Source organism: Streptomyces sp. enrichment culture (assembly GCF_964272895.1).
GTDB lineage: Bacteria > Actinomycetota > Actinomycetes > Streptomycetales > Streptomycetaceae > Streptomyces.
The window spans coordinates 3634355-3655478 of sequence record NZ_OZ186832.1 but is presented as its reverse complement, the minus strand read 5'-3'; the positions used below and the strand labels follow the sequence as shown (position 1 = coordinate 3655478).

General features: G+C 72.5%; 24 protein-coding genes and 1 tRNA gene. 8 read left to right on the top strand and 17 right to left on the bottom strand.

Annotated elements, in window-relative coordinates; translation table 11 throughout:
- Window position 1: 1 nt before the first annotated feature.
- Both ACSU6M_RS16525 and ACSU6M_RS16520 read right to left on the bottom strand, forming a co-directional pair.
- A complete protein-coding gene (locus ACSU6M_RS16525) occupies window positions 2-2449 on the bottom strand; it encodes an MFS transporter (RefSeq protein WP_437070480.1) in 2448 nt (815 codons plus the stop codon).
- Between the two features lie 13 nt (window positions 2450-2462).
- Window positions 2463-2945 carry a MarR family winged helix-turn-helix transcriptional regulator gene (locus ACSU6M_RS16520; RefSeq protein ID WP_437070479.1) on the bottom strand — a complete coding sequence of 161 codons (483 nt, stop codon included), beginning with the start codon at window positions 2943-2945 and terminating at the stop codon, window positions 2463-2465.
- A 678-nt stretch (window positions 2946-3623) separates the two neighbouring features.
- Between ACSU6M_RS16520 and ACSU6M_RS16515 the strand changes: the two genes are divergently transcribed.
- The gene (locus ACSU6M_RS16515; RefSeq protein WP_437070478.1) at window positions 3624-3815 is read left to right on the top strand and encodes a hypothetical protein; all 192 of its coding nucleotides are present in this window, start codon (window positions 3624-3626) and stop codon (window positions 3813-3815) included.
- Window positions 3816-3831: 16 nt separating this feature from the next.
- Here ACSU6M_RS16515 and ACSU6M_RS16510 read toward each other — a convergent pair whose 3' ends face one another.
- The 9 genes from ACSU6M_RS16510 to ACSU6M_RS16470 form a co-directional block, all read right to left on the bottom strand.
- A complete protein-coding gene (locus ACSU6M_RS16510; protein ID WP_437070477.1) occupies window positions 3832-4122 on the bottom strand; it encodes a hypothetical protein in 291 nt (96 codons plus the stop codon).
- 586 nt (window positions 4123-4708) lie between these two features.
- Window positions 4709-5620 (bottom strand): RNA polymerase sigma factor SigF, encoded by a 912-nt coding sequence (locus ACSU6M_RS16505; RefSeq protein ID WP_437070476.1) that lies wholly within the window; start codon window positions 5618-5620, stop codon window positions 4709-4711.
- 465 nt (window positions 5621-6085) lie between these two features.
- Window positions 6086-6949 (bottom strand): RNA polymerase sigma factor SigF, encoded by an 864-nt coding sequence (locus ACSU6M_RS16500; RefSeq protein WP_437070475.1) that lies wholly within the window; start codon window positions 6947-6949, stop codon window positions 6086-6088.
- Between the two features lie 151 nt (window positions 6950-7100).
- Window positions 7101-7394, bottom strand: a complete 294-nt coding sequence (locus tag ACSU6M_RS16495) for a Dabb family protein (RefSeq protein ID WP_437070474.1) — start codon at window positions 7392-7394, stop codon at window positions 7101-7103.
- Window positions 7391-7570, bottom strand: a complete 180-nt coding sequence (locus ACSU6M_RS16490; protein ID WP_437070473.1) for a hypothetical protein — start codon at window positions 7568-7570, stop codon at window positions 7391-7393. The genes ACSU6M_RS16495 and ACSU6M_RS16490 overlap by 4 nt, the downstream gene beginning before the upstream one ends.
- 170 nt (window positions 7571-7740) lie before the next feature.
- A tRNA-Ser gene (locus tag ACSU6M_RS16485) sits at window positions 7741-7825 on the bottom strand.
- A 59-nt stretch (window positions 7826-7884) separates the two neighbouring features.
- Window positions 7885-8316 (bottom strand): tRNA adenosine(34) deaminase TadA, encoded by a 432-nt coding sequence (gene tadA / locus ACSU6M_RS16480; protein WP_437075178.1) that lies wholly within the window; start codon window positions 8314-8316, stop codon window positions 7885-7887.
- A gap of 74 nt (window positions 8317-8390) precedes the next feature.
- Window positions 8391-8921 (bottom strand): tRNA adenosine deaminase-associated protein, encoded by a 531-nt coding sequence (locus ACSU6M_RS16475; protein ID WP_437070472.1) that lies wholly within the window; start codon window positions 8919-8921, stop codon window positions 8391-8393.
- Between the two features lie 315 nt (window positions 8922-9236).
- Entirely contained in the window at window positions 9237-9473 is a 237-nt protein-coding gene (locus ACSU6M_RS16470) for a hypothetical protein (protein ID WP_437070471.1), read from the bottom strand.
- A 95-nt stretch (window positions 9474-9568) separates the two neighbouring features.
- Here ACSU6M_RS16470 and upp point away from each other — a divergent pair, with 95 nt between their 5' ends.
- Window positions 9569-10204, top strand: a complete 636-nt coding sequence (upp, locus tag ACSU6M_RS16465) for a uracil phosphoribosyltransferase (protein WP_437070470.1) — start codon at window positions 9569-9571, stop codon at window positions 10202-10204.
- Window positions 10205-10334: 130 nt separating this feature from the next.
- Here upp and ACSU6M_RS16460 read toward each other — a convergent pair whose 3' ends face one another.
- On the bottom strand, window positions 10335-10943 hold the full coding sequence (locus tag ACSU6M_RS16460; RefSeq protein WP_437075176.1) for a LytR C-terminal domain-containing protein: 609 nt from the start codon (window positions 10941-10943) through the stop codon (window positions 10335-10337).
- Window positions 10944-11067: 124 nt separating this feature from the next.
- Window positions 11068-11364: a type II toxin-antitoxin system VapB family antitoxin gene (locus ACSU6M_RS16455; RefSeq protein ID WP_004943146.1), complete on the bottom strand. Its 297-nt coding sequence runs from the start codon at window positions 11362-11364 to the stop codon at window positions 11068-11070.
- A 105-nt stretch (window positions 11365-11469) separates the two neighbouring features.
- Between ACSU6M_RS16455 and ACSU6M_RS16450 the strand changes: the two genes are divergently transcribed.
- Window positions 11470-13080: a helicase HerA-like domain-containing protein gene (locus tag ACSU6M_RS16450; RefSeq protein WP_437070469.1), complete on the top strand. Its 1611-nt coding sequence runs from the start codon at window positions 11470-11472 to the stop codon at window positions 13078-13080.
- A 34-nt stretch (window positions 13081-13114) separates the two neighbouring features.
- Here the strand turns inward: ACSU6M_RS16450 and ACSU6M_RS16445 are convergent, their stop codons facing one another.
- The 4 genes from ACSU6M_RS16445 to ACSU6M_RS16430 all read right to left on the bottom strand — a co-directional run bounded on the left by ACSU6M_RS16445 (window position 13115) and on the right by ACSU6M_RS16430 (window position 15120).
- Complete coding sequence (locus ACSU6M_RS16445) at window positions 13115-13279, bottom strand: hypothetical protein (protein ID WP_437070468.1); 165 nt, start codon at window positions 13277-13279, stop codon at window positions 13115-13117.
- Window positions 13280-13328: 49 nt separating this feature from the next.
- A complete protein-coding gene (locus tag ACSU6M_RS16440; protein ID WP_437070467.1) occupies window positions 13329-13658 on the bottom strand; it encodes a hypothetical protein in 330 nt (109 codons plus the stop codon).
- A 79-nt stretch (window positions 13659-13737) separates the two neighbouring features.
- The gene (locus tag ACSU6M_RS16435; protein ID WP_437070466.1) at window positions 13738-14403 is read right to left on the bottom strand and encodes an HdeD family acid-resistance protein; all 666 of its coding nucleotides are present in this window, start codon (window positions 14401-14403) and stop codon (window positions 13738-13740) included.
- A gap of 120 nt (window positions 14404-14523) precedes the next feature.
- Window positions 14524-15120 (bottom strand): HhH-GPD-type base excision DNA repair protein, encoded by a 597-nt coding sequence (locus ACSU6M_RS16430; RefSeq protein WP_437070465.1) that lies wholly within the window; start codon window positions 15118-15120, stop codon window positions 14524-14526.
- Window positions 15121-15204: 84 nt separating this feature from the next.
- Between ACSU6M_RS16430 and ACSU6M_RS16425 the strand changes: the two genes are divergently transcribed.
- From ACSU6M_RS16425 to ACSU6M_RS16405, 5 genes are all read left to right on the top strand, one after another.
- On the top strand, window positions 15205-17265 hold the full coding sequence (locus ACSU6M_RS16425) for a penicillin acylase family protein (protein WP_437070464.1): 2061 nt from the start codon (window positions 15205-15207) through the stop codon (window positions 17263-17265).
- Window positions 17258-17878: a GNAT family N-acetyltransferase gene (locus tag ACSU6M_RS16420; RefSeq protein ID WP_437070463.1), complete on the top strand. Its 621-nt coding sequence runs from the start codon at window positions 17258-17260 to the stop codon at window positions 17876-17878. Before ACSU6M_RS16425 ends, ACSU6M_RS16420 begins: the two co-directional genes overlap by 8 nt.
- Window positions 17879-17913: 35 nt before the next feature.
- Window positions 17914-18387: a cupin domain-containing protein gene (locus tag ACSU6M_RS16415; RefSeq protein WP_437070462.1), complete on the top strand. Its 474-nt coding sequence runs from the start codon at window positions 17914-17916 to the stop codon at window positions 18385-18387.
- Window positions 18384-19148 carry an SDR family NAD(P)-dependent oxidoreductase gene (locus ACSU6M_RS16410; RefSeq protein ID WP_437070461.1) on the top strand — a complete coding sequence of 255 codons (765 nt, stop codon included), beginning with the start codon at window positions 18384-18386 and terminating at the stop codon, window positions 19146-19148. The genes ACSU6M_RS16415 and ACSU6M_RS16410 overlap by 4 nt, the downstream gene beginning before the upstream one ends.
- Window positions 19149-19449: 301 nt before the next feature.
- On the top strand, window positions 19450-21075 hold the full coding sequence (locus ACSU6M_RS16405) for a copper resistance CopC/CopD family protein (RefSeq protein WP_437070460.1): 1626 nt from the start codon (window positions 19450-19452) through the stop codon (window positions 21073-21075).
- The last annotated feature ends 49 nt before the right edge of the window (window positions 21076-21124 follow it).

The following is a 21124-nucleotide window of genomic DNA, read 5'->3' as shown; positions in this document are numbered from 1 at the left end:
ACTACTCGCCGGGGTGGGCGAGTTCGATGTCGTGGCCGTCGACGCCGGGGCCGGCGACCGTGAGAGAGGTCGCCACCGGCGGGTAGCCGGTCGCGATGACCGTGTACGCGCCGCCGTCCAGATCGGCGAAGGCGTACGCGCCGTCCGCCCCGGTCGTGGCGGTGCCGAGCACATTGCCCGCCCCGTCGAGCAGCGTCACCCTCGCGTCGGCCAGCGGGCCGTGCGGGGCGCGCACCACGCCGGTGATCCGGGCGCCGGTCTCCAGCTCGACATCGAGGTGGGTGACTCCGGTGCGGCCCACCTCGACGGGCAGGGCGCGCGGGCGGAAGCCGGGGGCGTTGACGGCGACGGTGACCGTGCCGGGGGTGAGCTCGGGGAAGGTGAACTCGCCCTCTTCCCCGGTGCCCGCGGTGGCCAGCAGTTCACCGCGGACGTCGGTGACGACGACCATGGCGGCGGTGAGGGGCTGCGCGGCGTCGGCGCTGCGGACCGTGCCGGTCAGGACGCCGGTGCCGCTGAGCAGGATGTCGTACGACACCGGTTCGTCCTGGACGACCAGGGTGGATGCCTGGGGCTGGTGGCCGTCGGCGGCGGTGATCAGGACGTAGGAGCCGGGGGTGGGGGCGGTGAGGGTGTAGGTGCCGTCGGGCCGGGTGGTGGCCCGGTCCAGCTGGCGGCCGGACAGGGAGATGAGGGTGACTGCCGCGTGGGGGACGGGAGTGTCCTCCGTACCGTGCACGACGCCATGGACGGGGACACCGGCAGCATCCGTGCCCGCACCATCCGTGCCGGCATCATCCGTGCCGGCGGCCGTCGGCACCGGGGCCGTCGTGGCGGTGGCCGACGATTCGGCGGTCGCCGCCGCCTGCGCGAGGGCGCCCGTGGTGCGCAGGGGCACCTCCTTGATGAAGAGGGTGACCAGGAAGGCGAGGAGGGCGATGGGGGCGCAGTAGAGGAAGACGTCGGCGATGCCGTGGCCGTAGGCGCCCTCCAGCCAGGTGCGGACCGGGGCGGGCAGCAGATCCATGTCGGGGATCTGTCCGGAGCCGGCGGCCTTGGCGGCGGCGGCCTGCTGCTCGGGGCTGAGCCGGCCGATGGTGTCCTCGGCGTAGTGCGTGATGCGGGTCGACATCACGGAACCCAGCGCCGAGACGCCCACGGCTCCGCCCAGGGAGCGGAAGAACGTCACGACCGAGCTGGCGGCGCCGAGTTCGTGCGGGGCGACCTGGTTCTGCGTCGAGAGCACCAGGTTCTGCATCATCATGCCGACGCCGAGCCCGAGGACCGCCATGAACAGGGCGATCCGCCAGTACTCCGTGTCGTAGCGCATGGTGCCCAGCAGCCCCAGACCGGCCGTCAGCAGCACTCCGCCACCAACCAGCCACGCCTTCCACCTGCCGGTCTTGGTGATGATCTGCCCAGACACGGTCGACGACACGAACAGACCGGCGATCATCGGGATCGTCATGACACCCGACATGGTCGGGGACTTGTCCCGCGCGAGCTGGAAGTACTGGCTGAAGAACACCGTCCCCGCGAACATCGCGATACCGACGAACAACGACGCCACCGAGGCCAGCGCGATGGTGCGGTTGCGGAACAGGTGCAGCGGGATGATCGGCTCGGCGGCCCTGGTCTCGACGAACAGGAAGACCAGCGCCAGCACCAGCGCCCCGCCGACCATCGCGCCCGTCTGCCAGGAGAGCCACGCGTACTTGTCGTCGGCGAAGGTCACCCAGATCAGCAGCAGGCTGACCGCGGCGGTGATGAAGAAGGCGCCGGCCCAGTCCACCTTCACCGACCGCCGGTGCTCCGGCAGATGCAGCGTCTTCTGCAGCACCACCAACGCGATCAGCGCGAACGGCACACCCACGTACAGACACCAGCGCCACCCCAGCCAGTCCGTGTCGGTGATGACACCGCCGATCAGCGGGCCGCCGACCGTCGCGACCGCGAACGTCGCACCGAGGTAGCCGGAGTAGCGGCCGCGCTCCCGCGGGGAGATCATCGCGGCCATGATGATCTGCGCCAGCGCGGTCAGACCGCCGGCGCCGATGCCCTGGATCACCCGGGCGCCGATCAGCATCCCGGAGTTCTGGGCGAGGCCCGCGATCACCGAACCGACGATGTAGACGACCAGTGCCATCTGCACCAGCGCCTTCTTGCTGACCAGATCGGCCAGCTTGCCCCACAGCGGGGTGGACGCCGTCATCGACAGCAGGGCTGCGGTGACGACCCAGGTGTACGCGCTCTGGCCGCCGCCGAGGTCCTGGATGATCTCGGGCAGGGCGTTGGAGACGATGGTCGAGGACAGGATGGCGGCGAACATGCCGAGCAGCAGCCCGGAGAGCGCCTCCATGATCTGCCGGTGGGACATCGCCCCGCCGTCGGAGGAGCCTCCCCCGTGCCTGGCGTGGGCCCGCACACCGGCTGGTGTGGTCGTTGCCATGAGCTTCCTTCTCTTACGTCGCTTGTGCGGGTGTACGGGTGGTCTCGGGAGCGCCGGCCAGCGGGGGCCGGCAGTCGCCGAAGCTGTCGCGCAGCCGGGTCATCAGCCGGATGAGCTGGCCGACCTCGTCGTCCGTCCAGTCCCCGAGCCGCGTGGCCAGCAGCTGCGTCGTCCGCCGGGACAGCTCGTCCAGCTGCGCGCGGCCGGCCGGTGTCAGGCGCAGGATCCGGGAGCGTTTGTCCGCCGGGTCGGGGGAGCGTTCGATCCATCCGCGTTCCGCCAGGTGGGCCACGTGGCGGCTGGTCACTGACATGTCCACGGCCAGCAGCTCCGCGAGCCTGCTCATCCGCATGTCGCCGTGCCGGTCCAGCAGCGTCAGCGCCGCCGCGGAGCCTGCCGGGCAGTCCGGGGGCAGGATCCTCGCCATCCCTCGCTTCACGGCGCCGATGGCGCTGAGCTGGCGGGCGAGTTCCGCGTACAGCTCTCGCTGAGCCATGGCGTCTCCCAGTTCGTTGCTTAGGGCAACCATAAGAAACGATGGTTGCTACAGGCAAACGAAATCCCCCCACCTCGCCCCCAAAACTTGGCAAAGGCAAGTATTGCGACCGTAAACCCGCGGGTGGCGACCTCAGCGTCGTCGGCTTCCCCGCCGTTCGGGGGTGTTTCCCCGCCCGCGCGCCGCCCGTTTCCAGTGGGCCAGGAGGCTGGGGTCTCCTTCTGTGGCTGTTCGCCGTTGGCGGCTTTCCCGCCGTTCGGGGGTGTTTCCCCGCCCACGCGCCACCCGTTTCCAGTCGGCCAGGAGGCTGGGGTCTCCTTCTGTGGCTGTTCGCCGTTGGCGGCTTTCCCGCCGTTCGGGGGTGTTTCCCCGCCCACGCGCCACCCGTTTCCAGTCGGCCAGGAGGCTGGGGTCTCCTTCTCCGGTTGCTCGCCGTTGGCGGCTTTCCGCCGTCCCACCGGCGGGCCCCTGCCACCCCCCACCGAAAGCCGCCCGACGGCGGGAGTGGGGCGTGGGGGTGCGGTGCAGCCCGGCGCTTACGCAGTCACCAGCAGGCAGCAACGCATCGACCTGCCGAGCCCCGGACCCGCGCCGGGCTCACCGCACCACCACGCCCCCGACCCACCCACCGGCCCCCGCACTTGGGCGCGCCCCCGCCATTCGCTAGGCTCGCGGCCCATGGCCAACACCCAGAACCCGCAGGGCAACTACGACCCCGCAGGCAGCACCCAGATGTTCCGCGCGTTCGTCGACGAGGCCCCCCAGGCCACCGGACCGCAGAGCTCCTCCGGCCCCCGCATCGGCCTCATCCTCGGCATCGTCGCCGCGGTAGCGGTCGTCGCCGCCGTCGCCTGGCTCGCCCTCAAGTAAGGCACCGGCACCCCGCTCAGTCCCACGCCACCGAGACGTCCCGCGTCTCCACGTGCATACCGAGCGGCACCCGCCACGCCTCCACACACACCTTCCACGCCCGCTCCACCCGCACGCCCGGCCCGATCGGCACCGGCAGCTCCACCGCCGACTCCACCGTGCCCCAGTCGATGCCGAGCGCCCCGATGACGTGCGTCCCGAAGGTGACAGTCCCCGAACGCACCGCCGTCCCACCAACGTTGTGCAGGGCCAACGTCACCTTCTCGCACCACCGCTCCGCCACCGCCTCCCGCACCGGCTCACCCACCCGCAGCACGGCAGGGCCCGACGGCCCGGAGGGCCCGGGTGTCGGGGACGGGCGAGGCGCAGGCGGTGTACGACCCGCAGGCGGAGCCTCCCGAGAAGGCGACGGCCCGGCGGAAGGTCCACCCGAGCCTGTCCCCGCCCCCGCCCCCGGTGCCGCCGGGCCCCCCGCAGTCGCTCCGCCACCGCCCGAAGAGCCCCCTGCCGAGCCATCCACCGAGCCGCACACCGGACCGCCCTCAGCCGCCGACACCCCTCCCCCCGCGCCACCCCCCGTCGTCACCCGCGGCCGCACGGAACGGGACCCACCCCCTTCTCCCTCTCCCTCCTCCAGCGGCACCAGCGTCACCGCCCCCGTGGGCGCCGTACCCGTACGGGACGCCGGCGCCCCCACCGCCGTATAGCCGTCCCCGCTCCCGTCGTCGCCGCACCCGCAGACCAGCCCGCCCGCGCACACGACGGCCGCCGCGGCACCCAGCAGGGTGCGGCGGCGGCCGGATGTCCAGGTCGCTCGAAGCATCGCGCCATGGTGGCTGACGCTCCGTCAAAGATGAAGCCCCGTACCGGAGCTCGCGGGACTCAGTCCGAGATCAGTCCGAGATCAGCCCGTCCCTCAGCTGCGCCAGCGTCCGCGTCAGCAGCCGCGAGACGTGCATCTGGGAGATGCCGACCTCCTCACCGATCTGCGACTGCGTCATGTTCGCGAAGAACCGCAGCATGATGATCCGCCGCTCACGGGGCGGAAGTTTGGCCAGCAGCGGCTTGAGGGACTCGCGGTACTCGACACCCTCCAGCGCCGTGTCCTCGTAGCCGAGGCGATCCGCCAGCGATCCCTCGCCGCCGTCGTCCTCCGGGGCGGGTGAGTCCAGCGACGACGCGGTGTAGGCGTTGCCGACCGCGAGCCCGTCGACGACGTCCTCCTCCGAAACGCCCAGCACGGCGGCGAGTTCGGCGACCGTGGGCGAGCGGTCGAGCTTCTGCGAGAGCTCGTCGCTGGCCTTGGTGAGGGCGAGCCGCAGCTCCTGGAGCCGCCGCGGCACCCGTACCGACCACGAGGTGTCCCGGAAGAACCGCTTGATCTCGCCGACGACCGTGGGCATGGCGAACGTGGGGAACTCCACCCCGCGTTCGCAGTCGAAGCGGTCGATCGCCTTGATCAGCCCGATCGTGCCGACCTGGACGATGTCCTCCATCGGCTCGTTGCGGGAGCGGAAGCGCGCCGCGGCGTACCGCACGAGGGGGAGGTTGAGCTCGATCAGCGTGTCACGCACGTAGGCACGCTCGGGGCTGGACTCGTCGAGCGCGGCGAGCCGCAGGAACAGGGAGCGGGAGAGGGTGCGGGTGTCGATGTCCCCCGGGGCCGGCGGGGCCGGGACGGAAGAGGCCGGAAGGTCCTGGGCCGGCGCGGCCTCCAGGGCCGCGGCGTCGTCGAACGCGGCGTCGGGCGCGGACTCGCTCTTCGTGAGCGTGAGCACCTCGGAGCTGCCCTTGTCTGCGGACATGCCACCCCCTTTTGGGTCGCGGACGGTCGCGGCCGGCCCTCGTGCCGAGGTACGCAGCCTTCACCTGAATACCGGAGCCGGAGCCACGGCAAACGCGCTTCCCGCAGAATGTCACATGTCGGCAACACGCTGTAGTGACTTGTCGACATGCGAGACGTGAATCCGCCCTGGAAACAGGGGGTGTGACGGTTTTTCAGGGCGTTTTCGACGGCAACACCAGAGAGAGACGATTCGCCCTCGAAGGCGACGCCTCGCGCACGCGTTCTCTTCCCCGAACCACTGCCTCCGGCCCTTCAGCCGACCCCGCCTCCGCCCCCCTCAGCCGTCCCCTGCCTCTTCCGCCCCCGCCGCCCCCTCAGCGTCCCCTCCTGCCGCCCCCTCAGCCACCCCCACCTCCGCCCCCCACCCCAGCCCCTCCCCAGGCACCTCCCCTGGGCGCCCCTCCCCCCGCCGCCCCCGGCAGGGCTACGCGTCGATCCGGTTCGCCATCCGCAACCGCTGAAAGCTCCGCGCCAGCAGCCGTGAGACATGCATCTGGGAGACGCCGAGCTCGGCGCTGATCTGCGACTGGGTGAGGTTGCTGTAGTAGCGCAGCAGCAAAATGCGCTGTTCGCGCTCGGGGAGTTGGACGAGCAGATGGCGGACCATGTCGCGGTGCTCGACGCCGTCCAGGGCCGGGTCCTCGTAGCCGAGCCGGTCGAGGAGGCCCGGCATTCCGTCGCCCTCCTGCGCGGCCTCCAGGGAGGTGGCGTGGTAGGAGCGGCCCGCTTCGATGCAGGACAGCACCTCCTCCTCGGTGATCCGCAGCCGCTCGGCGATCTCGGCGGTGGTGGGGGTGCGTCCGAACGCCGTCGTCAGGTCCTCCGTCGCGCTGTTGACCTGCACCCACAGCTCGTGGAGCCGGCGCGGTACGTGCACGGTGCGGACGTTGTCACGGAAGTACCGCTTGATCTCGCCGACGACGGTCGGCATCGCGAAGGTCGGGAACTGCACACCCCGCTCGGGGTCGAAGCGGTCGATGGCGTTGATCAGCCCGATGGTGCCGACCTGGACGACGTCCTCCATCGGCTCGTTGCGGGAGCGAAAGCGCGCGGCCGCGTAGCGCACGAGCGGGAGGTTCGCCTCGATGAGCGCCCCGCGCACCCGGTTGTGCTCCGGGGTGCCCGGCTGAAGCTCCTTGAGCTGGGCGAAGAGCACCTGCGTCAGCGCCCTGGTGTCCGCCCCGCGGCTGCGCTGCGGAGCGGCCGGGGCGGGAGCCTCTTCCTGGGGCGGCGCAGTACTGGCCGACACGGTCAACGCCACCTCTTCATCGGTCAACTCATCCGTCAAAAGCGGTCATAGCATCACAAGACATGCCCACTGTGTGCAAGCACCTCATAACGCCGTGTTGAGGTACGAGTTGGGATGAAACCGAACAGAAATGGACGTAAGACGCAAGCAGGCCCCGCACCGATCGGTACGGGGCCTGTGCGGCGTGGGCTCAGAACTCGTAGTCCGCGATCACCCACGTGGCGAACTCCCGCCACAGCGCCACGCCCGCCTGGTGCGCGGGGTGCTCGACATAGCGGCGCAGCGCCTCGGTGTCCTCGAACGCGGAGTTGATCGCGAAGTCGTAGGCGATGGGCCGGTCGCTGAGGTTCCAGCCCAGCTCCCAGTGGCGCAGCTCGGGGATCTGGCCGTCGAGGGCCCGGAAGGCCTTCTCGCCCTCCACGACGCGCGGGTCGTCGCGGTCGACGCCCTCGTTGAGCTTGAAGAGGACCAAGTGGCGGATCATGACTTACCTCCGTTGGCGACCCAGGTCATGAAGTCGCCGAGGGCCTTTGCGGCATCCGATATGCCCTCGAACCCTATCTGCACGTAGTCGGCCGCCTTGGCGGGGTCCGTGATGATCAAGTACAGGACGAAGACCACGAGTACGTAGACGGCGATCTTCTTCGCATTCACCGCCACCGCGGCCTCCCCTGTCGCCTGCCGACCCTGTTTGCGGATCCCGCTTGCCGATCCCGCTCGCCGGTGCCCCCTGCCGGGGCGCGCGGGGCCCCTGATGCACCGGCGGCGAGTGTAACTACTTTCGTACGGACGCACGAAAGGCCCCGCCTTGCGACGGGGCCCTTCTGAAGCGGTAGCGGAGGGATTTGAACCCTCGGTGACTTGCGCCACACTCGCTTTCGAGGCGAGCTCCTTCGGCCGCTCGGACACGCTACCGAGGGAGACCTTACAGCACGGGTGGCCCGGGTCAGAAATCGGTATGCGGGGGTGCGGGGTCAGCGGGAACGGAAGAAGTCGGTGAGCTGCCGGGCGCACTCGTCCGCGAGGACGCCCTCGATCACCTCGGGCCGGTGGTTGAGCCGCCGGTCGCGTACGACGTCCCACAGGGACCCGGCGGCGCCCGCCTTGTCGTCGCGGGCGCCGTAGACGACGCGGTCGAGGCGGGAGAGGACGATCGCGCCCGCGCACATGGTGCACGGCTCCAGGGTGACCACGAGCGTGCAGCCGGTCAGCCGCCACTCGCCGAGCTGCGCGGCGGCCCGCCGGATGGCGAGCACCTCGGCGTGGGCCGTGGGATCGCCGCCGGCCTCCCGCTCGTTGTGCCCGGTGGCCAGCACCGTCGTACCGTCCGCGGCCAGCACGACGGCGCCGACGGGCACGTCGCCGCCCCGGACGGCCAGACCGGCCTCCTGGAGGGCGAGGCGCATCGGGGCCCGCCAGGGGTCGCGCACCGGGTCGGGGACACGGTCGCCCGTGCCCCCGCCGGTCAGGTCGTGAGCGGTCAGCGGACGGTCTCCAGGGTCTCCGAGGCGCCGAGCGCCTCGGCGATCTCGGTGACCGCGTCCGAGGACAGCGACTTCAGCTCCTTCTCGCTGACGCCGAGGTCGTCGAGGATGCCGGGGTCGCCGACCGGGCCGTGCGGGACGGACTCGGCCGAGGCGGCGGCGCCGTCGTCGTCGGACTCCTCGTCGTCACCGTCCTCGGTGCCGTCGAGGTCGAGGGCGTCGAGGTCGGCGTCGTCGTCGCCGGGCTCCCTGCCGAGCAGTTCGTCGGTGAGCAGGATCTCGCCGTAACTGCTGCGGGCGGCCGCGGAGGCGTCCGAGACGTAGATACGGGGGTCGTCCTCGCCGTCGACGCGGACGACGCCGAACCAGGCGTCCTCCTGCTCGATCAGCACGAGCACCGTGTCCTCGTCGGGGGAGGCCTCCCGGGCCAGATCGGCGAGATCCGACAGGGTCTCCACATCGTCGAGCTCTGTGTCGCTCGCTTCCCACCCGTCTTCGGTGCGCGCGAGCAGTGCGGCGAAGTACACCGTGACTCTCCCACTGGTCAGAGGCGTGCCGGTTGGGGGTCCCCCCGGCGGAGGTTACGGGCGGAGTCAGCTCAGGCTCCGAGCCCCACCCACTCGGAATCGTGGCAGAAACAAGGCCGCCAGGGGACGTCTTCGGCTCCCTGTGTCCGGCAGTTTCGATCGCGGACCTGCGATCGGCTCACCAGCGTGCTCGTTGCCGCCACCAGCGGATCGTACGCGGGTTTCGGTAGCGCCCACGCACGCCCGTCCCGGTCAACACCCGTGCCGGGCGCGGATCTTCCCGTTCCGCCGTGATCTTTCCGGGGGTGCGGTTCTCTACCAGCGGAACGTCCGCATGCGCATCGCGTGGCGCAGCCGGGCCGCCTTGGCCCGCCGCGGCTGGACCCGGTCACGCAGCTCACGGGCCTCGGCGAGTTCGCGCAGGAACCGGGCGCGTCGGCGGCGCCGCTCGGCTTCGGTCTCCGGCGCGTCGCCGGGCGCACCGGTGCCGGGCGGGCCGACGGGTATGCCGTCGGCGTCGTCGCGTCCCTCGTGGTCAGGCAGGTCGGGCATCGGCTCACCACCCCAGTCCGTCCCTCTCACTGTCCCCCGTCCGGGTGCTTCCACGCCAGCGCGCGGCGACAGGAAGCGCGGTTACTGTTATGGACATGCGTCTCCACGTCGTCGACCACCCTCTGGTCGCCCACAAGCTCACCACGCTGCGCGACCAGCGCACCGACTCCGCGACCTTCCGGCGTCTCGCCGACGAACTGGTCACCCTGCTCGCCTACGAGGCGACGCGGGATGTGCGCACCGAGCAGGTCGACATCGACACGCCGGTGTCCCGGACCACCGGCGTCAAGCTGTCCCACCCGCGGCCGCTGGTCGTGCCGATCCTGCGGGCCGGGCTGGGCATGCTGGAGGGCATGGTGCGGCTGCTGCCGACCGCGGAGGTCGGGTTCATGGGCATGATCCGCAACGAGGAGACGCTCGAGGCGTCCACGTACGCCACGCGGATGCCGGAGGACCTGTCCGGGCGGCAGGTCTATGTGCTGGACCCGATGCTGGCGACGGGCGGCACGCTGGTGGCGGCGATCCAGGAGCTGATCAAGCGCGGGGCCGATGATGTGACGGCCGTGGTGCTGCTGGCGGCTCCCGAGGGTGTCGAGGTCATGGAGCGGGAGCTGGCGGGGGCGCCGGTGACCGTGGTGACGGCGTCGGTCGACGAGCGGCTCAACGAGCACGGGTACATCGTGCCGGGGCTGGGCGACGCCGGTGACCGGATGTATGGGGCCGCCGAGTAGCGCCGTTTCGCCGTAGGGGGGCGGGGCCCGTTCGCGGCTGCCGGTGGTTCGTGGCTTGTCGCGCCCGCGCGGCGGAGCCGCACCTCGCCACAGCCCCGCGCCGCTGAAGGCGTCGCCCCTGACGGCGACGTCAGCAGTTCTTCCTCTGTGCCGAAGGTGTCGGCTGCGGGGCCGTCAGTTCGGTCAGGGCCTGGTCGGCCGCCGCCTTCGGATTCAGGGCGCGGAATCTGTCGCCGATGATCAGGTCTACGGCGGTCCCCCTGCGGTCGGCCTGAGGGCGGGACTCCGCTCCCGTGAGCTGGGTGGCCAGGACCGGGAGGGCCGTGGCGGGGCCGAGCAGTATGCCGGTGCCCTTGACCTTCTTGTCGTACTGGGCCGTCGCGTTGCCCACCTTGCCGATGCGGAAGCCGCGCTTCTTGAGCTCGTCGGCGGTCTGCTTGGCCAGGCCCTGGCGGGTCGTGGCGTTGAGGACGTTGACGGTCAGGGTGCGCGGGGCGGGGAGGGCCTTGGCCGGGGCGGGGGAGGCGGTCGGCCGGGTGGTGCAGTCGGGCTGGGAGCCGGCCGCGCTGGTGAGGTCGCCGTCGCCGCCCGAGAAGACGTCGATGAGCTGCAGCGTGCCCCAGCCGGCCGTGCCGAGGACGGCGACGGAGGCGACGACCGCGAGGACGACCCTGCCACGCCGCCGAGGGCGTCGCATCCGTGGGTATTTGTCCCCCGTGATCCGGTACTGGCCGCCCATGCCAGGGGGAGTCAGCATGCTCATGGGCGCAGCGTAGTGCGACCGGGCGGCGATGCCTACTAGATGATCATTCGACGCCGCGCGGCAGAACCCGAAAGGGCCAACGGGGGAGCGGCGGCTCGCGTCAGTCGAGCTCGAGAACGCGCGCGTGCAGCACCTGGCGCTGCTGGAGCGCGGCGCGCACGGCGCGGTGCAGGCCGTCCTCCAGGTAGAGGTCGCCCTGCCACTTCACGACGTGTGCGAACAGGTCGCCGTAGAAGGTGGAGTCCTCGGCGAGGAGGGTCTCCAGGTCGAGCTGCTGCTTGGTCGTCACGAGCTGATCGAGGCGGACCGGGCGCGGCGCGACGTCCGCCCACTGCCGGGTGCTCTCCCGGCCGTGGTCGGGGTACGGCCGGCCGTTTCCGATGCGCTTGAAGATCACACGGAAAGCCTACCGGTCAAGACGTTCCGGGCGCAGCCATGGAGGCCGAGTGCGACGCTGGAAAAGATTGCGCGAATCGGGGTGAACCGGAAACGGGGGTCCGTCATGAGCGACCGCGAGACCACGCCCGGGGGCGCCGGGCCCGACGCGTCGGGGCTTCCGGCCCCGGCCCGTGAGATCGCCGCCGGGTACGCCTTCACCGGGCCGGCCCTGGATCTGGGCGCGCTGCTGTGGGACGGGGCGTGTCTGCCCGACGCCCAGGTGCGCATCCCGCTGACCGTGCTGAACCGGCACGGACTGGTCGCGGGCGCCACCGGCACCGGCAAGACCAAGACGCTCCAGCTGATCGCCGAGCAGCTCTCGGCACAGGGCGTGCCGGTGTTCCTCGCGGACATCAAGGGGGACGTCTCGGGGATCTCGGCGCCGGGCGCGGACAGCGACAAGGTGCGCTCGCGGGCGTCCGAGGTGCGTCAGCGGTGGACGGCGACCGGCTTCCCGGCGGAGTTCTACGCGCTCGGCGGCATCGGCCACGGGATTCCCGTACGGGCGACCGTGACCGGCTTCGGGCCGGTGCTGCTGTCGAAGGTGCTCCGGCTCAACCGGACCCAGGAGCAGTCCCTCGGGCTGATCTTCCACTACGCGGACGCCAAGGGCCTGGAGCTGGTCGACCTCAAGGACCTGCGCGCGGTCGTCGCCTTCCTCACCTCCGACGAGGGCAAGGCCGAGCTGAAGGGCATCGGCGGCCTGTCCACCGCCACGGCCGGGGTGATCCTGCGCTCGCTGACCGCGTTCGAGGCCCAGGGGATGGGCGACTTCTTCGGGGAGTCGGAGTTCGACACGGCCGAGTTCCTGCGGACGGACGAGGACGGGCGCGGGATCGTGTCGGTGCTGGAGCTGCCCGCCGTGCAGGACAGGCCGCAGCTGTTCTCCACCTTCCTGATGTGGCTGCTGGCCGACCTCTTCCATGATCTGCCCGAGATCGGCGACGCCGACAGGCCGAAGCTGGTGTTCTTCTTCGACGAGGCGCATCTGCTGTTCGACGACGCCTCCGAGGCGTTCCTGGACGCGATCACGCAGACCGTGCGGCTCATTCGCTCGAAAGGGGTCGGCGTGTTCTTCGTGACGCAGACCCCGAAGGACGTGCCCGGCGACGTCCTCGCCCAGCTCGGCAACCGCATCCAGCACGCGCTGCGCGCCTTCACGCCCGACGACCAGAAGGCGCTCAGGGCCACCGTGAAGACGTTCCCGAACTCCGCCTACGACCTGGAGGAGCTGCTCACCGGCCTGGGCACCGGTGAGGCCGTGGTGACCGTGCTCAGCGAGAAGGGCGCCCCGACCCCGGTCGCCGCGACCCGGTTGCGGGCGCCGGAGTCCCTGATGGGGCCGATCGACGCGGCCGAGCTGGACCGGCGGGTGACGGCCTCGCCGCTGTACGGGCGTTATGCACAGGCTGTGGACCGCGAGTCGGCGTACGAGCGGCTGGCGGAGGCGCCCGCGCGGCAGGAGGCGGAGTCCGGGCGGGAGACCGAGGCCCGCGGGCAGCAGCCCACCAGGCAGGAGCCCCGCCGGGAAGAGGCCCGCAGGGAGGAGCCGTCGGTCGTGGAGCAGGTCGTCGGCAGCGGGATGTTCAGGTCCCTGGCGCGGTCCATCGGCACGCAGATCGGCCGGGAGATCACCCGTTCGGTGTTCGGCACGGCCCGGCGCCGGAGGCGGTGAGCCGGGCGCCCTCGGCGGACGCCCGGCAGGCGGCTCAGCGGCCTTCCCGCTCCTTCAGCGGGTTCACCGGGGTCACCGGGTCCACCGGGTCCACCGAGGGCCGCGGCTCGGGCCGCGGGGTCTCCTTCGGTTTCGGCGCTCCGCGGGCGGCCTCGGCGCGCAGCAGGGCGCGCAGGACCGCGTAGGGGTCCATGGGCATGTCGGTGCTCCTTGCGTCGTGACGGACGGTCCTGGAGGGAGCGGTTCCGTCAGCAGCGCAGCACCACCGTGCGCAGGGTCGGCAGGGTGTGCGGCGGCCGGGGCGGGGCGGGCGCGGGGCGGCCGGGGCCCGCGGCGGGCGCGGCGGGGCGGTGGAGGGCCGGGGCGGGGCGCGGGGGTGCGGCGGAGCGGTGGGAGGCGCGGTACGGCGCCCGCAGGGCCGTGTCCAGGGCGTCGTACTCGACGCTCTCGCCGGGGACGGCGAGCGCCGGTGCGGTCGGGCTCGCCGCGGGATGGGCGGCGGGCAGCAGCAGGGCGAGGAGCAGCAGGAGCGCGCGCGGCCAGAGGCGGCCGTGGAGCGGGCTCGGTGCGGTGCTCATGCCGGGTGCTGTGCCCGGTGCGGCCCCGGCGTTCAGCACGTCGGGGCCGAGATCCGCCCGCTCGGACCACACGCGCGGCTCACAGCGTGTGCGGGACCTGCCGGGCGCGGCCGCGCAGGACGAACGCGGTGACGGTCTCCACGACGCCGACCGCGACCAGCCAGATGCCGCCGACCAGGGTGAGGACGGCCACCGACTCGAACGGCGAGGTGATGAGCACGGCCCCGCCGGCGAAGGTGACCACGCCGAGGAAGATCTGCCAGCCGCGGGCCGGCACGGCGCCGTCGGAGACGGCGGCGAGGGTCTGGGTGATGCCCCGGATCAGCCAGCCGATGCCGATCCACAGGGCCAGCAGCAGGATCGACTGCATCGGGCCGCGGAAGCAGAACAGGCCCAGCAGGATCGACAGGGCGCCGCTGATGAACGCCAGGACGCGCAGGCTGGTGGTGCGGTGCGTGCCGAACGCGGTGACCAGCTGGAAGACGCCGCTGATCAGGAGGTAGAGGCCGAAGAGGACGCCGGCGGCGAGGAGGGAGGCGCCGGGCCAGACCAGGACCAGGAACCCGAGGACCAGGGAGCTGACGCCGGTGAGGAGGACGGTCTGCCAGGTGGCGCGGGACAGGGCGTGGAGGGGGCCCTCGAAGGGGGGTTCGGGTTCGTGGGGGCTGCGGTGCGGGGCGCCCGCGTGGACACGGCGGTCGTCGAACTCGGGGCCTCGTGAGGAGCCCGTGGGTGCCTCGGTCATGGGTTCATGCTTCGGCCGAGTGGGTGGGGGTGCCATCCGGGTGGCCCACGCGGGTGGTCGGGTGCGGGGTTCGCCGTGGCTGGTCGCGCGGTTCCCCGCGCCCCTTCCGGGGCGCTGCCGTCAGCCCTTCCTGGCCGCCTTGGCCGCCTTGGCCGCCGCCTTCATCTCCTGCTTGTGGGCTCTGACCTTGGTCAGGGACTCCGGGCCCGTGATGTCCGCGACCGAGCGGAAGGAGTCCGGTTCGCCGTAGGAGCCCGCCGCCTCGCGCCAGCCCTCCGGCCGGACACCCAGCTGCTTGCCGAGGAGGGCCAGGAAGATCTGGGCCTTCTGCTTGCCGAAGCCGGGGAGGTCCTGAAGGCGGCGCAGGAGTTCGCCGGCGTCCGGGACGCCCTTCCAGACCAGTTCGGCGTTGCCGTCGTAGTGCTCGACGAGATAGCGGCAGAGCTGCTGGATGCGCTGGGCCATGGAGCCGGGGTAGCGGTGCACGGCCGGTTTCTCGGAGAGCAGGGCGGCGAAGTCCTCGGGGTCCTGGGCGGCGATGTCATGGGCGTCGAGGTCGTCGGCGCCCAGGCGGTCGGCGATGGTCCGGGGCCCCTTGAACGCCCACTCCATCGGCACCTGCTGGTCCAGCAGCATGCCGACCAGCGCGGCGAGAGGGCTGCGGCCGAGCAGCGCGTCGGCCTCGGGATCCTGGGCGAGGTGCAGCGTGACGTCCATCCCCCGATCATCCCCCCGCCCGCGTCGCGTAGCATTCGCGCACATACTTAGGCAAGGCTAACCTAAAGCTAGAAGGGGTCGAGGGTGACCAGCGAGATCTACCGAGACACGTGGGGCATCCCGCACCTGCGTGCCGACAGCGCCCTCGCGCTCGCCCGGCTCCAGGGGCGGGTGACGGCACGGGACCGGGCCTGGCAGCTGGAGGTCGAGCGGCACCGGGCGCTGGGGACGACGGCGGCGTTCCTCGGCGCCGACGCCGTGGCCTGGGACGTGTTCGCGCGGCGGCTGCGGCTCGCCGACACCGCACGCCGGTGCTGGGAGCACCTGGAGCGCACGGCACCGGAGAGCGCCGCCTGGGTACGGGCGTACGCCGACGGGGTCACCGAGGGGCTCGCCGAGGCCGACGCGCCCGAGTTCGCCCAGGTGGGGCTCGCTCCGGGGCGGTGGGAGCCCTGGACGCCGTTCGCGATCTGGCTCACCGCGCATGTGCCGTTCGCCGGGTTCCCCTCCAAGATCTGGCGGGATCTGCTCCGGCGCCACCTCGGCCCCGACGCCGTCCCCCTGTTCGCCACCGACGGCACCGGCACCAGCGGCAGCAACGGCTGGTTGATCACCGGCGAGCGGTCCGTCACCGGGCAGGCGCTGCTGGCCGGCGATCCGCACCGGTACATCGAGGACCCCGGCGTCTACCAGCAGATCCGCCTCGCCTGCGACGAGTTCGACGTCGTCGGGCTCGCCGTCCCCGGCGTCCCCGGCATCGCCCACTTCGGCCACGCCGGCGGCGTCGCCTGGGCCATCACCCACGCCATGGCCGACTGCCAGGACCTCTACCGCGAGCGGCTGCGCCGCACCGGCGCCGGGGTGGAGGCGCTCGGGCCCGACGGGCACTGGCGGCGGGCCGCCACGCACACCGAGACCGTCGAGGTCGCGGGAGAGGAGCCCGTGCGCGTCGAGATCGTCGAGACCGAGCGCGGGCCGGTCGTCGCGGGCGGCCCCGAAGGGCTCGACGACGGCACCCCGCTCGCCCTCAGCCTCCGCTACGCCGCCCGCGTCACCGGCGACCTCGGCTTCGCCGCGCTGCTGCCCCTGCTGCGCTCGCGCACCGTCGACGACGTGGACCGGGCCGTCGACCTGTGGGCCGAGCCCGTCAACGTCCTCCAGGCCGCCGACACCCGCGGCGGCACCCTGCACCGGGTCGCCGGACGGGTCCCGCTGCGGTCCGAGGCCAACCGCGCCGGGATCGTCGACGCCTGGGAGCACGGGCACGAATGGCAGGGCTGGCACGAGACGCCCCGCGCACAGGTCCGCGGCATCGCCGTCATGGCCAACGAGCGCGGCCTCGCCGCCCCGCTCGGCGTCGAGTTCGCCCCGCGCCACCGCGCCGACCGCATCGCCGCGCTGCTCGCCGAGAAGGAGACGTGGGCGGGCGGTGACATGGCCGGGGTTCACATGGACACGCATCTCGGTTCCGCGACCTCGCTGCTGGAGTGGGTCGCCCGCCTCGACGGCACCTTGAGCGCCGAGGCCGCCGGACTGCGGGAACGGCTGCTGCGCTGGGACCGGAGGATGGACGCCACCAGCCGGGAGGCCGCCGCCTACGCCGCCCTGCGGCACCGGGTCGTACGGGCACTCGCCGCCGAGCCCGTGTTCGCCCCGCTCGGCGAACCGCCCGCCCACTCCGAGGTGCTGCTGCCCTGGCTGGCCCTCGTGCCCAGGGTCGGCTTCGCCCTGGAGAACATGCTCAGGGCCGAGGACCTGTACGGCATCGACCGGGCCGCGATCGTCCGTACGGCACTGGAGAAGACGGCCGCCGAGCCGGTCGGTGTCTGGGGCGACACCCATCGCCTCGCCCCCTGGCGGGCGCTGCCCGGCACCCCGTACGACGGACCCGGACTGTCCGGGGACAGCGACTGCGTGCTGTGCACCTCCGCCGTCCCCGGCGTCACCGACCTCGCCGCGCGCGCCTCCGCCGCCCGGTTCGTGTGGGACCTCGCCCGGCGCGAGGACAGCCGCTGGATCGTGCCGTTCGGCGCGTGCGGCACCGGCTCGCCCCACCACCGCGACCAGCTGCCGCTGTGGCTCGCGGGAGACCTCGCCCCCGTCGTCACCGACTGGGAGCGCCTGCAGAAGGAGACCGATGTCTGACCTGTACGCCGACCGCAAGGCCGTCCACGAGCAGGAGGTCGACGGGTTCGGCACCGTGCGGGTGCTGCCGCTCGACGTGACCGCCGACGCTCCCGTGCTGCACCGCTGGGTCAGCGAGGAACGCGCCTCGTTCTGGGGCATGGTCGGGCTCGGCGAGGAGCAGGTCGCCGAGATCTACGGCCATATGGACACCCTCGACACGCATCACGCCTATCTGATGGTGCGCGACGGGGAGCCGGTCGCCCTCCTCCAGACCTACGAGCCCGAGGCCGACCGCGTCAGCGAGTGCTACGAGGTCCGGCCCGGCGACATCGGCATCCATCTGCTGCTCGCCCCCGCCGGACCCGGCGGCGCGCGGCCCGGCTGGACCGCCGCGCTGGCGCACGTCATCACCTCGTACGCCCTGCTCACCCTCGGCCGGCGGCGGATCGTCGTCGACCCCGATGTGCGCAACGACAAGGCCGTCGCCCTCTTCCGCCGCCTCGGCTTCGAGGCCGGGCCCGTCGTCGTGCTGCCCGAGATCGACCTGCCGGAGGTGTACCTGCCGGAGAAGGACGCCCAACTCGCTTTCCTCACACGGGAGATGGCCTTCCCCGAGGAACCCCGGAGGTAGCCGTCCCGGCCGGACGCCGGAGGTAGCCTTCCCGCATGACGCCGCAGGAGCTCGTCGACCACTACGGCCTTGAGCCGATACCGCGCGAGGGCGGGCTGTTCCGCCGCACCTGGACCGGGCCCGAGCGGGACGACGGGCGGCCGGAGGGCACCGCGATCGTCGCCCTGCTCGTCGCGGACGCGTACTCGGCCCTGCACCGGCTGGCGTTCGACGAGGTCTGGCACTTCTACCTCGGGGACCCGCTGGAGCTGCTGCTGCTCGACCCCGACGGCTCGTCCCGTACGGCCGTCCTCGGGCCGGATCTGCGGGGCGGGCAGCGGCCTCAGCTCACCGTGCCCGCGGGCACCTGGATGGGCGGCCGGGTCGTCGAGGGCGGGGCGTGGACGTTCTTCGGGTGCACCATGGCGCCCGGGTTCACCTACGAGGACTACGAGCACGGGGTCGCCGCCGAGCTGACGGCGCGCTACCCCGCGGAGGCCGACCGCATCATGGCACTGTGCCGGCCATGAGCGGGCTTCTGGAGGGCCGGGTCGCGCTGGTCACCGGCGCGGGCGGTGGCATCGGGCGCGGGGTCGCGCTGCGGTTCGCCGAGGAGGGCGCGGCGGTGGCCCTGCACTGCCGTACGTCGGTGGAGGCGGCGGGGGCGACGGCGGCGCGGATCCGGGAGGCCGGCGGGCGCGCCGAGGTGTTCGTCGCCGAGCTGACGGAGGAGAGCGAGTGCCGGCGGCTGGTCGGGGACGCCGTGGCGTGGGGCGGCCGGCTGGACGCGCTGGTGAACAACGCCGGGGTGCAGCCGGTGGAGGCGCTGGCCGGGATGACGGGCGCGCGCTGGCGGGAGGTCGTCGACACCAATCTCGCCGGGGTGTTCGGCTGCACCCAGGCGGCGGCGTCGGTCATGCGCGGGCAGGGCTCGGGTGGGTCGGTCACCCATGTCGCGTCCATCGAGGCGCATCGGCCTGCCGTGGGGCACGCCCACTACAGCGCGTCCAAGGCGGCGGTGGTCGCGCACGCCCGTGCGGCGGCGCTGGAGTACGGGGCGTGGGGGGTACGGGTCAACTCCGTCTCGCCCGGACTGGTGGAGCGGGAGGGGCTTGCCGAGGAGTGGGCGCAGGGGGTGCGGCGGTGGCTGGACGCGGTGCCGTTGGGGCGGTTGGGGCGGGCGTCGGACGTGGGGGACGCGTGTGTCTTTCTCGCGTCGTCGTTGGCGTCCTGGGTCACCGGGCAGGATCTCGTGGTCGACGGGGGTGTGTCCGTGCGGCCGGGGTGGTGACGTCGTCTGCGCCGTCGGTGCCTTCTGTGCCTTCGGTGCGTGGGTGGGTCGGGGGCGTGGGGGGTGCGGCGAGCCCGGCGCGGGTCCGGGGCTCGGCAGGTTGGTGCCTTGCTGTCTGCCGGTGACCGCGTAAGCGCCGGGCTGCGCCGCACCCCCCACGCCCCGCTCCTGCCGTCCGGCGGCTCTCCCGCCGTCGTGGCTTCCTGTTGTGGTGGCTCCCTGTTGTGGTGGCTTTTCCGGTGGGTGGCTTTCCGTCGTGGTTCTTTGAGTCGTACGGGTCTCGGGTCCGTATACGTACGGTGTGCGCCGCGCCCTTGTTGTTCTCGCTCTGGTTCTCGTCTCGCTTGGTCTTCTGGTCGGTTCGGGCGGGGCTGCCTTCGCTCATGCCGCTCTGCGGGGCACCACGCCTGGTGACGGGGCTGTGCTGGGGGCCGCGCCGCGTGAGCTGACGCTGGGTTTCACGGAGTCCGTGGGGCTGCTGGACGGATCTGTGCGGGTGTTCGATCCTGCGAATCACCGGGTGGAGACGGGGGACGCCCGCCATGGGGAGGAGGGGGACGACACGGTTCGCGTCTCCTTGCCCGGGGGGCTGGGGGAAGGCACCTACACCGTGGCGTGGCGGGTCGTCTCGGCCGACAGCCATCCTGTGTCCGGGGTGTTCACGTTCTCGGTGGGCGAGCCCACGCCGACCGGGTCGGTGGCCGCCGTTCCGGCCGAGGATCCGGGGACCGTCACCCTTCAGAACACCGCCCGTTATCTCGCGTATCTGGCTGCCGCTCTGCTGCTGGGTGCCGCGGTGTTCGCCGCTGTCTGCCGGCCGGCCGCACCGGAGCGGCTGGGACTGCTGGTGTGGGGCAGCTGGTGGGTTCTGGTCGGGACGACGCTCGCCCTGCTGCTGCTCCGGGCGCCGTACGAGGCGGGGACCGGGCCCGCGGGGGCCGTGGACGTCGAGGGGCTGCGCCGGACGCTCGGGGGGCGGACCGGGCTGGTGCTGGTGGTCAGGCTGGGGCTGCTGATGGCGGCGGGGCTGTATCTGCGGTGGCGTCCGGCGGGGTGGGGGCGGGCGGTCGGGGGTGTTCTGGGCGTCGGGCTCGCGGTGACGTGGGCCGCCGCGGAGCATGCGTCGGCCGGGATCCAGGTGCCGGTGGCGGTCGTGTCCTCCACGCTGCATCTGCTGGCCGTGTCGGTGTGGCTCGGGGGGCTCGTCGCCCTGCTGCGGACCATGCCGTCGCGGGAGACGGTCGTGCGTTTCTCGCGGCTGGCGTTCGGGTGTGTGGTCGTGCTCGCGCTCACCGGCGTCTACCAGTCGTGGCGGGGGCTCGGTTCCGTCGATGCCCTGACCGGGACCTCGTACGGCCGGATCCTGCTCGTCAAGCTGGGTGCGGTGGTCCTGCTGCTGACGGCGGCGGCGTTCTCGCGGCGCTGGACGGTCCGGCCGGCCGCCGCGCCCGAGGGTCTGCGGCGCTCCGTCCTCGGGGAGGTGGTCGTCGGGGTGCTGGTGCTGGTGCTGACGACCCTGCTCACGGCCACCCTGCCCGGTCGGGCGGCGGAGGCGTCCGAGGCGGCCACGCTCGCGGCGGACACCGTCACGTCCACCGTGACGGTTCCCTTCGACGTGGGCACGCCCGGCGGGCGGGGGAAGGTGCAGGTGTCCCTGGACCCGGCGCGGGTCGGGACGAACTCCGTGGAGGCGGTGGTGTTCGGGGCCGACGGCGGGTTCGCCGTCGTGCCCGAGCTGCGGATCTCGTTCACCCTGGCCGAGCAGGATCTCGGACCTCTCGACGCGCGGGTGGAGGATCGCGGGGGGTACTGGGGGACCGACGAGCTGACCCTGCCCGTGGCCGGGGAGTGGACCATGAAGGTCACCGTGCGGGTGTCGGAGCTGGATCAGGTGACCGAGGCGGCGAAGGTGCGCATCGGGCGCTGAGCGGGTCAGCCGAACGGATGACCCCCGGCGGGCCGGAACGGGGGAACAA